Source organism: Desulfovibrio biadhensis, from assembly GCF_055388615.1.
Window position 1 is genome coordinate 234,913 of record NZ_AP042477.1, and the last position, 13,167, is coordinate 248,079.

Here is a 13,167-nt window from a genome sequence, read left to right on the forward strand (position 1 = left end):
AAAAACGCGGTGAATGGTGGGAGGGTCAGTCCACAAGGCCCTTTCGAATGGAGTAGTGAGTCAATTCAGCATTGTTCTTGAGTTGCATCTTGCGCAGCAGGCGGGTGCGGTAGGTGCTCACCGTCTTCACACTCAGGCCGAGTTGTTCGGCAATGGCGGAAACGGTCAGTCCCTGAGACACCATTCGCATGACCTGAAATTCGCGGTCCGAAAGCATTTCATGCGGTTCGACTTCGCTGTCCTTGCCCAGGTCGTCGGCCATGAGTTCCGCAAGCGAAGGCGTGATGAACCGCGCCCCACTATGTACCTTGCGGATGGCGTTAATGAGCATATCTGGGGCGCTTTCCTTGGTAAGATAGCCTGAAGCGCCGGCCTTCAGCGCCCGCAAACCAAACCGTTCTTCTGGATGTACACTGATGACCAATACGGCGGGAGGCGAACTGCCGTTACGCAGTTCGCGTATAACCTCAAGACCACCGGCTCCGGGCATTCCCAGGTCCAGCAGCACAACATTACATCTGCTTTCACCTACTTTGCGCAGTACTTCTTCAGTGTCGCCAGCTTCACCAACGACAACTATGTCAGGTTCACCTTCAAGTATCTGTATGAACCCCTTACGCACAATAGGATGATCATCGGCAATGAGTACCCTTATCATGACGCTGCTCTCGTCATTATAATCTGCAAAGCCCTTCTCCTGGGCTGCCCCCCCTACGACTCATGCCCAATTTATTAACTATTTTTACAAATTAGAGAATTCTGAAACTTGAAAATATCTATAGCTGACAGGACTCTCTATTGGCAAGTGAAAATAAGTTCTTGATTCTTTCAAATTCTGGCAATCGCTAAAAAAACGGCATGCAAGCTGGTTGCTAAACAAATGAATAAAGGCCTCACCAGATGTTGGGGCACCCTTGCAAACGAATACCCGAGTTGCCCGTGTTTACAAAAAGGGATGCAATCACCACACAAAGTGCAGGAAATGCCTGGACGTCCAGCTGCCAGGTCCTCCTTCCGCAAGGCGCCATAGCGGCAAACCGTGCCGCACTTGCCACACTTTGTGCACCCCTCCCCGATGCGCATACGCCAAGGCGTCAGTTTCCCCATAAAATTGGCCACCACACCAAGTGGACACCACAAAGTGCAGTGCATCATGCGGCCCTTTTTCCTGGATACAAACACCATAACCGCTACACCCCCGAGTCCGAACCCCACTGCCAGAAAAACCGCCACAGCCAGGGGCGCACCCGAAATTCGCAGCACCACGGCTAGCACAATGGTCAGAACCAGCGCTACAACCCGCCCCCGCCAAGGGGGGCGCTCAGGCTGTTGCACTCCCCTGCTGCCGCCGCCCGATCGGGAGCACATGTCATCCCAGGCGCCTATGTAGCACAGGTGGCTGCACCAGGCAGGCCCCACAAGCAGAACGGTGACGCCAAACAGAATAGGCATGAAAAAACCACCGCCCCTGTAAAGCGGGCCGCCAATAACCAAGGCGGGGACGGGCAAATGCAGTTTTCCGGTCATCAGCAATTGCTCCAGGCCAGACACCCCCAGTGCGAGTTGCAGAAAAAAGACCAGTGAAAAGCCCCCCCACAAGATGGGGCGCAGCCGTTTATGGCGAGCAGGATCAAGCAGCGCCCCTGACAAGAAAGCAGCATACAACGCGAGACAACCAGTCTGGAAAAGCCCCCATCCGGGAAAAAAGCGGTCAGCGAGCAACAAGGGCAAAGGAGCTTTGTCCCGCGCCACAGTCAAAATGGCAAAAGTCAGCATGAACGCCATTGCTTGAGCGCCAGCCTTGTCTTCTCCGGCTGCAAAATAACGTTTCGCAGCGGCGCTCAGCAGTAAAAACGCGCTTGAAAGGGTTAACAGGAAAACGCCCCCCATAATTCCTGCAAGACGCAGCCAGGGCTCCTCCATTGCAAGGCGCATCTGCACCAGCGTTGTGGTGGTCCCCCACCATTGCCATGCACCGTACGCCAAGACGACAACGAGTACATATCGACACCACGTCTGACGAACAAAGACGAGCCCTCCCAGGAGACACCACAATGCAGTCTGGGGCGTATCGCCCCACCTGAGCGAATGTGCGCCCAGCAAAAGCAGCGCAAAAAGCACGAATCCCTGAATCACGAACCGCACGGCAGCTCCTGAATCCATTGATCGCCAAACTCATGCCGCATATCCGCCACCCGCATACCAGGGCGATAGCGACGCATCAGTTCATGCAGAACAGCCGACAGGATCAATTGCACAGCATCCGCCCCATATGTGCCGGAGAGTTCAGCCGCCAGAAGCGGACGCCTGCCCAGTTTACCGCCAACCTGTATTCTGAGAGCACTGTGTTCCGCCGCCAGCACACCGAATGCACAGGCCTGGACGCATTTCTTGCATTGCAAACACCGCCCGGTATCAATCACGGGGTGCACTGCCACGCCTGCTGACTTAGCCGTCAGATGTATTGCCTTGTCCGGACAGGCAAGCTCGCACGCGCCACATTCCGTGCAGGCGGCCTCCTCCACCACAAAGGGAGCTTGGGCCGCCAAAAGCCCCAGGTCCGCCACTTGCGGACGAGAACAGCCATTGGGACATGCGGCGATAGAAATACGAAATGCATGGTGCCCCTTTGGCGCTGCACCCAGCACCTTGGCCTGCATCTTCTGGAATCCGCTCTCCAGGACGGCTTGCTCCAGGTCGCGGATCAAGCCGCTATCAACGGGCAACGCATGCACACACCCGCGCTCGACACCACGACAAACTTCTATGCGACATCCCGCGCTCGGGCCTTCTGCATTTGCTTTCATGTTCTTATTCACCTGAATGTCTTTATAAGTACCTTCCACACCCTGCATAAACCAAATCCAACGCGGAAAGAGCAATACCATTTTGCAGGGTGCAGGCATTTGACCTGAGTCAACTTCACCTTGAATGTGTCTTAAATACCCGATTTTTTAACCTTGCGCCTATCTTATGTTCCGGGCATTCTGTACAGACAAGACACCGAGTAAGCCTCAAGCATAACATCCGTTGCTGCGACCGCAACAGTGCAGGATGCCTTCATTGGAGGGCCCATGCCGATAAATGCACAATTAAACAACACACCACGTGAGACCCTGGACCTTTACCAGACAGTTCTCAACAGCTTCCCCAACGGCGCAGTAGTCCTGTTCGATACCCAAAAGCGGTACATCCTTGCAGGCGGAGATGAACTGGGCGGCAACGGTATTTTCCCCGCGGATATCATTGGCAAGACTCCTGGCGATGTGCATGACGAGGGCATGGCCTCTTTTCTCGACGAAATTTTCACCAATACCCTTGCTGGAAACAACACCACAATGGACGTGCAGCACGGCAGCGAGTTTTTTGAAATAACCACGCGCCAGATTTGTAATGCCGAAGGTACGCCCATGGCGGGGATGGTGATTACGCAAAACATAACAGGGCGCACACAAGGGCAGCGCCTTATCCATGAACGTCAGGAGGTTTACCGCAACCTCATAGACAACGCACCAGACATCATCATCCGCTTTGACAAAAACCTGCGGATATTGTTCATCAACCAGGCTATTACCCGATACAGCATCCGCTCCCGCAAGGAGTTCATCGGTATTGATCTTTTTTCACTGGGTTTATCAGATGAAAACAAGGCCAAGTTGACACAAGCCGTAGGCCATGTCTTTGACTCGGAAACCGAAGCCTATCTTACGCTGTCCATTCCCACGAAACATCGCCAGGTGACCTTTGACATACGCATTGCCCCTGAACACGATGTAAGTGGCAATATGGAAAGCGCCCTCTGCGTGGCCAGAGACATCACGGGGCTCTACGATCTGGAGCGAGAAAAGGAGCGCCTGCTTGAACTGGTGGAAGTGACTCCGGACATTGTCTACACCATGGATGGCGCAGGCAAGCTGCTCTATTGCAACAAGTCCGCCAGCAGCCTGCTGCTTATACCGGACGAATCCGATGTCACCTCCTGGAGCATGCAGGACATCCACCCCCCAGAAGACTACAAATTCCTGAAAAATGAAGCCCTGCCCCACGCCACGGAAGAAGGAATCTGGACAGGGGAAACGCACCTGCTCTGTCGTGAAGGCAGCCATATCAGCGTCAAGCAAACTATCCTGGCGCAAAAGGCTAGTGACGAAGGCTCCTCCATTTTTTCCGTAATCGCCCATGACCTCTCCCAACTCAAGGCGCATGAGCATGAGCTCAAAAAAGCAAAAGAGCGCGCAGAAGCTGCAAGCCGCAGCAAGAGTGAATTCCTGGCCAACATGAGCCACGAAATCCGCACCCCCATCTCTGGAATTCTCGGTATGGCCGAACTTATGCTCAAAGACCCGGCCATGCGCATGGGGCGCGACAAACTGGAAATGATAAGCCATGCCGGCCAGAGTCTGCTGGGCATTATCAACGACGTACTCGACCTCAGCAAGCTGGAAGCAAGAGGCATAGAAATTATTAACGAACCGTTCTTCCTGGAGCGGATGGTAGACAACATAAGGGACATGTTCGAACACCTGGCTGCTGCAAAGGAGCTTGAGTTCGCCATCAAGATATCCGAAAAGCTGCCCGCCATACTGGTGGGGGATGAACAACGCATAGCCCAGATTTTACGCAACCTGTTGTCCAATGCCATCAAATTCACCCATGCAGGCTCTGTAACCCTCGATATTTCACCGCAAAAAACAAATGATGGCCAAACCATGGTCTTGTTTCAGGTCAAGGATACAGGGGTGGGCATTGCCGAAGACAAACAGAAGATGCTCTTCACCAGCTTCAAGCAGTTGGATAGCTCGTATTCCAAACAACATGGAGGCACCGGCCTGGGGCTTGCCATCTCCAAGGAATTCGTCGGACTCATGGATGGCAATCTCAGCGTTTCAAGTACAGAGGGCAAAGGCAGCGTTTTCAGCTTCTCTTTGCCACTGGCAGAACCAACAGCGCAGCAAAAGCAACAAACGCTGCATGATAAACCTGTTACCCATAAGCAGCACAACACCTCATTCAATATTCTGGCTGTAGACGATAACGCCATCAATCGGCTCTTTTTACAAGGTATCTTAGAGGAAGACGGCCACACGGTGACCCTTGCCAAAGACGCCTTTGAGGCGCTGGAAATATTGGAAAACCTGGAAAATAAGGTTTTTGATTGCATCCTGATGGACGTGCAACTGCCAGGTATGGACGGTGTTGCGGCAACGCATAAGATACGTTCAAGCGGCAAAGAATACGCCTCCATTCCCATTATCGCCTTGACTGCCTATGCCATGGAAGGGGACAAAAAGCGCTTTCTCGAAGCAGGAATGAACGAGTACATTTCCAAGCCGGTAGAAGGTCCTGAGCTGATTGAAATCATTTACCAATCAGCAACCAATCAAAAGCCGGCGCAAAAACCAGAGAATGCCGCTGCCCCGGAGGAAAATTATGATCTTCTCGAAAAGGAAGAACGCAATCTACGCTCCAGACATGCGACACTGCGCCAGTCCCACCTGCTTTACGATGAGTTTCTCAGCGACATAGTACAAAAAAAGAAAGCAATGCAGGAGGCCTGGGAGAACAGACAAGATGCCGTTCTGGCGCACCTTGCCCATTCACTGGCAGGGGCGGCCGGGGTGCTCGGCCTGCTGGAACTGCTTGCCTACTGCAGGGCCCTGGACGCAAAAGTCACCAAGCTGCACCACCCCTTGGAAGAGTCTGACGTGCAAGAACTCTTCGACCACATGGACACTGCAGCCCGGGTCGTTAAAAAGGTGCTGGAAGAATATTCTTCCGAGAATTGAGACTAACCAGGTAATGCAATACGCATGGGCAGCCCTGTCTCATCCAAAATTGCACTGCCCAGGCGTTCGACGCCGCCCATTCCTTTTGATGCGCACACCGCCAGAACCATAGCATCGAGTATATCATCCGGTTGCACCACGGATCTCGGATATTTTTTGCAGGCATAGTCCAGCATGGCAGTTGCGCCGGGGATTTCCTCCTCCAGTAGGCAAAGCCTGCGCATGCGCCCTTCCTTGCTGCGTTTACTTTCCGGCAATGGCGCGCCCGCCAATTTTGCAAAGCACAGCTCAGGGTGCGCTTCCCATACAGCATCCGCCAATCCGGGATGCTCCTGTAAAAAAATATCCAACTCGCGGATGCGCTTGGCTATACCCCAGGCCTGAATGCTCAGCCCCCGCCCGGTGACGCTTTTGTTCACGCTGTTGGCCATGGCATGGTTGGACGCGGAGAGCGCCTCGCGACAGGGAGGAGAGAACACGGTGGAGCGCCTTTTGCCAAGCAGGGTGCGCGCCTGCACATCGCACTCCCGCACGGGGTATGCAGCAGAAGGTAACCCAATGGGCATGTCCACAAGTACGGGATTATCGCGGTAACGAGCCTGCGGCAATTCCTTCCAAAGCGCGTCAAAGGAGGGCGCCACAAAGCAGATCGGCTTGTCTGAGCTGGACTGGCTGAGGCAGATGCAACACCACCCTCCTCTGCAGCCGTCGATGCCTGTGCCGGTCATGGTGCGTGGTTCTGCTTCCCTGACCGGATTGCAGCTACATGTGAAGCTGCGCGGACAAGGACTTCCTTGAGCTCAGAAAATTCCACGGGCTTGGCGAGGTAATCATTCATTCCCAGGGAGAGGAATTTCTCTTTGTCCCCTGACATAGCGTAGGCCGTCATGGCGACAATGTATATGCCCCCATCCAATCCGGCAACGTTGCCGCTTCTTATGTGGCGCGCCACATCGGTGCCATCCATCCTGGGCATCTGAATATCCAGAAACAGACAGTCGAATTCTTTTTCAAGCAGTCGTTCCAAGGCCTCCTGCCCGTCCTTCGCCACGGTGACATCATGCCCCAGTCTCTTGAGCATGGCTTGAGCTGCGATTCTGTTCACGTCATTGTCTTCCGCCAGCAGCACAGACAAGGGGCGTCCGCCGCTCTGCTCCGCCTGAAAATCAGGTGGCGCCACGACAGCGACCTCTTCCTGCATGGGCAACACCAGGGTGAATGTGGTGCCCTTGCCCAGGGTACTCCGTACATATATCTTGCCGTGCATCAGCTCCACCAGCCGTTTGACAATGCCGAGCCCCAGCCCTGTGCCCTGAAACATGCGTGTCGAGCTGCTGTCGATCTGGGTAAACGGTTCAAAAATGGCTTCAAGATGCGATTCCGGAATGCCTATGCCCGTATCCCTGACCATTATACGGACAAAAAAGTCGTGCTCTCCCGTGGAATCATCAACCAAGTCAACCTCGACGCTGACTTTCCCTGAGCACGTGAACTTAACGGCATTGCCCACCAGATTGAACAGGACCTGACGCAACCTGGCTTCATCGCCAAGAAGGCTCTCCGGAATCTCATTGGCCAGGGTGCTTTCCAGCGCTATACCCTTGTTCTCTGCCTGTCCTTGAAAGATGCCCTGCACCCCCTGCACGAGTTCCGTCAGGGAAAAAGGCGCTATAAGAATGTCCAGACGGCCGGCTTCCACTTTGCTGAAATCGAGAATGTCGTTGATTACGGTTAAAAGGCTTCTGCTGGATTGCATGGCGAGTTCCAGATACTCGTGTTCGTCTCCATTGCCGGCTTTGTCCATTTGCATCAGTTGGAGCATACCCAACACCCCGTTGAGAGGCGTGCGGACTTCATGGCTCATGTTCGCCAAGAACTCGCTCTTTGCCATGCTTGCTGATTCCGCCTTGACTTTTGCGGCAACCAGCTCGTCTTCAAGCTCTTTTCTGTCCGTGACATCAAAAAGCAGGCCCTGTAGAAGGACCGCCCCATCTTTTCCTATAATGGGTGTCGCCTTATCTTCCAGCCATATTATCCGACCGTCTTTTGTGGTGAAACGGTATTGTTCCGCAAACGGCTCAAGGCTCGCGACACTCCGAACCAACGCCTCCTGAATGCGGGGTCTGTCTTTCTCAAAAATCGCGCTGCGCCATTCCTGTGGATTTTGCAATATAAATTCAGGTAAATACCCTGTCATAGATGCGATTCTGGAACTGACGAACAGAAAATCACGCGGAACAGTGGGGGCTGCTATATAAACTGCTGCGGGGAGTTGCTCCACAAGGGTGCGGTAACGACGCTCGCTATCCACCAGGGCTTGTTCAGCACGCTTACGCTCCTCGAGCTCAACTTTGAATTTGGCGACCATGTCTTCAAGGGCAATAGTCCGCTTATGCACCTCGCTTTCCACCGCGTTTTTGGCCATCACCAGATTCTGCTCAAAATTCTTGGCCGCTGTCACGTCCTCCAAAACGCAGAGGCAAATGGCGCTGGTATTGCTATACAACTGGGGCAACCCAGCACAATGAAGCTTAAGCCAGCGCAGGCTCGCATCTTCGAAGGCCTTGTATTCGAGTTCGCAGGTCTGGCGTCTGCCGCTGCGCAAGGCTTTACCCATGGTATTCTGGGCCACGGCATGATGCCGGGAAGAGATGAAACGCAGCAGGTTCACCCCTGCCAGACCATTAGGAAATTGCAGCAACTCTTCTGCAGCGGCATTGGCTTCAGAGATGTTTTTGTCTTCGTCCAGGGTGATAAACGCGACGGGAGAGTTAAAAAACAAACTTTCCAGATAATTACGAGCTGTCTGCAGTTCCGCATGGGAGCGCAACAGCTCCTCGTTCTGCATTTCCAGCTCTATTTGCTGCACGCTCAACTCATGGCGCATGCGTTCTTCGGGAACGTCTTCACTCCACTTTTCCCATTCTTGTGCATTCTGGAAATGTCGCTCAGCCCTGGAGCGCAAGGAATCATCATGTGCGGCGCTCTTGTCTCCCCCCCCAGACAAGCTATTGCCTTTACATGAATTTTCATTGGCAGGGTGCGGCCCTTTTCCCCCCATAAACAACATCCCCCTTAAAAAATATGTCTCGGCCCCATAACATATTCTACTATATTGTTTGTATTTTTTCATACTGAAAAAGAGTAATTTTGTAAAGAAATACTGTACCTACCCGGCCAGCAGTCGCCGTGTGTTGCAGTAACCGCCAACACACTGCAAAGATGGTATTGTTGCCCAGCATATTGTTATCCAGGCTGTCTTGTGGTAGGGGGGATTTTCTGGATATTGCGCCTGTTCCATTGCCCTTTCAGTTGCATCAAAAAGGCCATGAAAGGTGCTGGGTACGGCGGCATGGTGCCGGCGGCCTGTTTGTCAGCAAAACATGATCCCCCGCGAAAATCCCATGAAAGAAATCCCTGCCAGCATCATAGACCACGCCTGCAGAACGATCCGGGTGCATCAGCAGGAGGTCCTGCACCAACAAGCCGGAACCAATGGCCATGGCGCCCCTGTACTGAACGAAGTCCGCTCGCTTTCCGGCAGGGTGGATGCCTTTGTCAAAGACTTCCCCAAGCGCGTATACGTCAAAAAGGGGATCAGCTACCGCCGGCTTTCCATCGCCCTTTTGTTCTACTGCCTTACGCTGGCGGGCAACCTGTGGTTCTTCAACCAGTACACCATCTTCGACATGGGCAAGGCAACGGAAATCGCCAAGATCGCCTTCCGTAACGCACCGAATTACGCTCAATACGGGGAATACGTGTATTGGGCTCTGGTGCTGGCGTTTTCTTTGCTGTCCATGGCGGTATCGTTCCTGGGCGTGATGGTTGTTTGCCTTTTCCTGAGCATTTTTCGTTTCCCATGGGTCAATTCCGTATTTGAAGCCATAACCACTGCTGCCGGCTCGGCAGGATTCTGCTGGGTGTATTTCCAGTACATGCCCTACCTGCAGACCCAACTCGATAAAATTTTTGCCTGAACGCAACCAAGACAGGAGTCTTCATGCCCCTCTTTTTCAGCCACTGCCGTAGCATTGCCTATGTAGCAATGTTTATGCTCATGTTTACGCTGCCTTCCCACGTCGCCAACGCTGCCCAGGCTGCTCAATCACAGGAAGAAGCATCCCGCCGCATGGGCAAACTTTTTGTGGAGACAACCCCCAGCGACACCAACATACGTTTTGTGCATCTCCAGTATCGCTACAAGCCCGGCATCATTCTCAAAGAAGGGCGGTACGTCGTCGAAATCAGCAAGCCTGGCTATGCACCGCTGCTCAAGGAAGTGAATATCGTTCCCGGGCGTGACAATGTCGTTTTTGTGGACTTGGACAATCCAGACGGCCTTGGAAACGCCGCCACACTGGCCGAACCAGAGGACAAGCGCATCGCCCTGGAAGATACCATCTCTGGTGATGCTGGCAACGCAACGGTCCTTGCTTCCCAAGATGCTCCGGAAAGCGACGATACCCCTTCCTCCATGAAGTACAGCAACCTGTTCGATCAGGCTTTGGGCAAAAAATCGCGTAAGAAAGAACCTGCGGATGCGCCTACTCCCAAACAATCCGCGCCTGCCCCTGCACCGGCTCCTGCACCTGTAAAAGAACCTGTGCAGGCGCCTGCTCCCGCACAATCCGCACCGGATCTGCAGTACCAGGCTCCAGCCAATGAACCGTATTCCGGACAGATTGGTCCTGACGGCGCGATTTCCCAACCTCAGGAATCTGCCCCTTCCGACCTGGTGATTCCTTCGGAAGTCGGCCAGGAAGAGCAGCCAGCCCAGGCGGAATTGCCCCCCACGTTGCCTGATTCTGGTGAACCCCCCAGCCCGGAAGAGCTCATGCTGGTATCCAACCATCTGACCCAGGTAGGCGACCTGCCCAATGCCATCCAGGGTTTTACCATGGTGCTGCAGCAGGAACCCAAAAACGTAAACGCTTATGTCGGCAGAGGTTTTGCCTATTACAAGATGGGCAATTACGATTTTGCCATTCTGGACCTTACAAAAGCCATCGAACTGGACGACATGAACCTGTCGGCTTTCTTCCATCGCGGCAACGCCTTACTCATGCAGGGTGACTTAAACGAAGCCCTTGCTGACTATGAGAAGGCCATAGAGTTGAATCGCAATGTTCCGGATATTTTCAATGCCCACGGCACGGCGCTTTACAACAGGGGGGACCTGCAGGACGCAATCCACGATTTTGACCAGGCAATCCGGCTGGACCCCAATTACGTGGACGCCTATTTCAACCGTGGCAGTGCTTACGCCAAGATGAACAAGCACCAACTGGCTCTGGATGACTTCAAAAAAGTCCTGGAGCTGGCCCCTGATGACGCTACAGCCATGAAGCGGAAAAAACAGATGGAAAAAGCTTTGCGTCCTTAATGGATTTTGCTTGCGGAAAAACGGCTGCAGAAGCCTCAATACGCGCAAGGGCGCTGTAAAAACATGTACGCCAAGGTTCCAGCCACTGGCTTGATGCCCCAAAAGAAACGGGGTATGGTGCAGCGTCTTTGCGCTGTACATGGCTCCTGCGCCCTTTATTGACGCCATTTGCAGGCTTTTGCGAGTGCTGGTGATTGCAACTTTTTGCTTTAACCTTGCCTTAACGAACGTGCTTGGTAAGCAAAGACGAGAAGACTGTCTGAAGTGCTATAAAACCGCGGCATGTGCCGCGACGAGTGAGAAGCGGGCTTTGCTTCGCTATCATCAACACCAGGCAAAACCCTGACGAAGGAGACTCCCTGATGCCGTTTTCTGTCTGTTTGCGCATTCTGGTTTGCAGCGCCCTGTTTATGTTCTTGTGCGCGCCAGTACAGCACGCTGCGGCCCAGGAAAACACCGGCGCATCCGCTGACCCCATATCGGACATCCCGAGTGTCACCAACGATATTCCGCTTCTCCCCCCGGACCCGGCCAATCCTGACGATCCAGCCGGAAATGCCGCTTCCGAGGCTGTGGAGAAAGAATCCCTGGCCCAGGAAGCCCTGAAGAAAGCATCCGACGCCAATGGTGGAGACATGTCTGTCAAAGAATCCGGACAGGGCATGGAAAACTACTACCCCAACGGTCGAAAAATCGACATGGGCGAGGCGGTGCGCGAAGCGCTTTCCCGGAACTATTCGATTCTTTCTTCCAAGACCGACACGCTGGCTGCCGAAGACTTACGCAAATCGGCTCTTGGCGACTTTTTCCCTTCTGTGAGCGTACAGTATGGGTACACAAAATTAGACCATGAGAAGCCGACCCGAGACACGATACGCGCTTCCCAGAGTGATGACGATGTCTGGGAACTTGGCGTCAACGTGCACCAGGACATCTTCACGGGATTCCGCCTCTCGAACAACTTCCAGCGGGCGCGGCTCAACAAGCAACTGAGCGAACACAATCTGGCCTACACGGAACTCAATCTTATCCTGAGCGTACAACAAAACTTCCTGAACCTGCTCAAGGCCAGGGAAGACGTACGCAGCGCCCGTGACTCCGTGACCCGTTTGACTTCTCAATTGCGCGTCACCCAGGCCTTTTACGACGTTGGGCTCCGGCCAAAGCTTGACGTGTTGCAGGCAGAGGTTGACCTGGCCCAGGCGGAAGACCAGCTGCTGCAGGCGCGCAACGCCGTGGCCACGCAGCAGGCAAGGCTGAACACCTTGCTGACTGAACCCCTGGACGCTCCTATTAACTACACAGGCGAACTGCTGTACACACCTTTCAGCCTGACACTGCAGGAATGCCTGGCCAAGGCGTATGACAAGCGCCCTGACCTGGAAGTAGCCAAGAGACAAATCGAAATTGCACGCAAGGATGCGAACATCGCTTTCAGCGAATTGCTTCCTCAGGTGGGCGCAGACGTAAACCTCTCCCGCACGGGTGACAGCTTTACCGTCCACGGCAACGATTACGGGCTTGACGGGGGCTCCGGCAGTATTGGCGGCCGCACAGAATTCAGCCAGTGGTCGGTGTCCGTGAATGCCGAATGGAAGCTTTTTGACTTTGGCAGCACCTGGTACGGGTGGCGCTCTGCCCAAAAAGGTATTTATAAGAACCAGGCCGACGAGCAGGACCTGCGCGAGGAGATCGCCTACCAGATCAAGTCCTCGCACCTCAACATCACGGAAACCGAGGAACGCATCAAGGTTGCTCGCAAGGCGCTGGAACAGGCCAAAGAATCCTACAGGATGGCGGTTGCCCGCTATCAGGCCCAGGTAGGCACCAACACAGACGTGCTGGATGCCCAGGCGCGGCTCACCGAAGCGGAAGCCAGCCTGACCCAGGCCCTGGCCGACTATCAGCTTTCACTTTCCGATATGTATGCTGCAATGGGCGAACGGAACTACACGCTGCTGCCTGAATAGTTCCTCTGCCCCAATCAGTGAATTG

The 13,167-nt window shown here is 53.9% G+C and carries 9 protein-coding genes; 4 read left to right on the forward strand and 5 right to left on the reverse strand.

Going from position 1 to position 13,167, the window contains the following annotated elements; translation table 11 throughout:
- Positions 1-25 precede the first annotated feature (25 nt).
- The 3 genes from ACZ5EH_RS00995 to ACZ5EH_RS01005 all read right to left on the reverse strand — a co-directional run bounded on the left by ACZ5EH_RS00995 (position 26) and on the right by ACZ5EH_RS01005 (position 2,807).
- Entirely contained in the window at positions 26-658 is a 633-nt protein-coding gene (locus ACZ5EH_RS00995; RefSeq protein ID WP_464276281.1) for a response regulator, read from the reverse strand.
- Positions 659-828: 170 nt separating this feature from the next.
- Positions 829-2,145 carry a 4Fe-4S binding protein gene (locus tag ACZ5EH_RS01000; RefSeq protein WP_464276282.1) on the reverse strand — a complete coding sequence of 439 codons (1,317 nt, stop codon included), beginning with the start codon at positions 2,143-2,145 and terminating at the stop codon, positions 829-831.
- A complete protein-coding gene (locus ACZ5EH_RS01005) occupies positions 2,133-2,807 on the reverse strand; it encodes a 4Fe-4S dicluster domain-containing protein (RefSeq protein WP_464276283.1) in 675 nt (224 codons plus the stop codon). The genes ACZ5EH_RS01000 and ACZ5EH_RS01005 overlap by 13 nt, the downstream gene beginning before the upstream one ends.
- Before the next feature lie 267 nt (positions 2,808-3,074).
- Here ACZ5EH_RS01005 and ACZ5EH_RS01010 point away from each other — a divergent pair, with 267 nt between their 5' ends.
- On the forward strand, positions 3,075-5,786 hold the full coding sequence (locus ACZ5EH_RS01010; protein WP_464276284.1) for an ATP-binding protein: 2,712 nt from the start codon (positions 3,075-3,077) through the stop codon (positions 5,784-5,786).
- Between the two features lie 2 nt (positions 5,787-5,788).
- Here ACZ5EH_RS01010 and ACZ5EH_RS01015 read toward each other — a convergent pair whose 3' ends face one another.
- Both ACZ5EH_RS01015 and ACZ5EH_RS01020 read right to left on the reverse strand, forming a co-directional pair.
- Positions 5,789-6,514: a DUF429 domain-containing protein gene (locus tag ACZ5EH_RS01015; protein ID WP_464276285.1), complete on the reverse strand. Its 726-nt coding sequence runs from the start codon at positions 6,512-6,514 to the stop codon at positions 5,789-5,791.
- Positions 6,511-8,793, reverse strand: a complete 2,283-nt coding sequence (locus ACZ5EH_RS01020) for an ATP-binding protein (protein WP_464276286.1) — start codon at positions 8,791-8,793, stop codon at positions 6,511-6,513. Before ACZ5EH_RS01020 ends, ACZ5EH_RS01015 begins: the two co-directional genes overlap by 4 nt.
- A gap of 397 nt (positions 8,794-9,190) precedes the next feature.
- On the opposite strand from ACZ5EH_RS01020, the gene ACZ5EH_RS01025 reads away from it, so the two are divergent.
- From ACZ5EH_RS01025 to ACZ5EH_RS01035, 3 genes are all read left to right on the forward strand, one after another.
- Complete coding sequence (locus tag ACZ5EH_RS01025) at positions 9,191-9,766, forward strand: hypothetical protein (RefSeq protein ID WP_464276287.1); 576 nt, start codon at positions 9,191-9,193, stop codon at positions 9,764-9,766.
- 23 nt (positions 9,767-9,789) lie between these two features.
- Positions 9,790-11,172, forward strand: a complete 1,383-nt coding sequence (locus tag ACZ5EH_RS01030) for a tetratricopeptide repeat protein (RefSeq protein ID WP_464276288.1) — start codon at positions 9,790-9,792, stop codon at positions 11,170-11,172.
- A 362-nt stretch (positions 11,173-11,534) separates the two neighbouring features.
- On the forward strand, positions 11,535-13,142 hold the full coding sequence (locus ACZ5EH_RS01035) for a TolC family protein (RefSeq protein ID WP_464276289.1): 1,608 nt from the start codon (positions 11,535-11,537) through the stop codon (positions 13,140-13,142).
- Positions 13,143-13,167 lie beyond the last annotated feature (25 nt).

Bases quoted from the DNA above. Each gene is read 5' to 3' on its own strand.
- ACZ5EH_RS01035 (WP_464276289.1), top strand. From the start codon at position 11,535: ATGCCGTTTTCTGTCTGTTTGCGCATTCTGGTTTGCAGCGCCCTGTTT.
- ACZ5EH_RS01010 (WP_464276284.1), top strand. From the start codon at position 3,075: ATGCCGATAAATGCACAATTAAACAACACACCACGTGAGACCCTGGAC.
- ACZ5EH_RS01005 (WP_464276283.1), bottom strand. From the start codon at position 2,807: ATGAAAGCAAATGCAGAAGGCCCGAGCGCGGGATGTCGCATAGAAGTT.
- ACZ5EH_RS00995 (WP_464276281.1), bottom strand. From the start codon at position 658: ATGATAAGGGTACTCATTGCCGATGATCATCCTATTGTGCGTAAGGGG.
- ACZ5EH_RS01025 (WP_464276287.1), top strand. From the start codon at position 9,191: ATGAAAGAAATCCCTGCCAGCATCATAGACCACGCCTGCAGAACGATC.
- ACZ5EH_RS01030 (WP_464276288.1), top strand. From the start codon at position 9,790: ATGCCCCTCTTTTTCAGCCACTGCCGTAGCATTGCCTATGTAGCAATG.
- ACZ5EH_RS01015 (WP_464276285.1), bottom strand. From the start codon at position 6,514: ATGACCGGCACAGGCATCGACGGCTGCAGAGGAGGGTGGTGTTGCATC.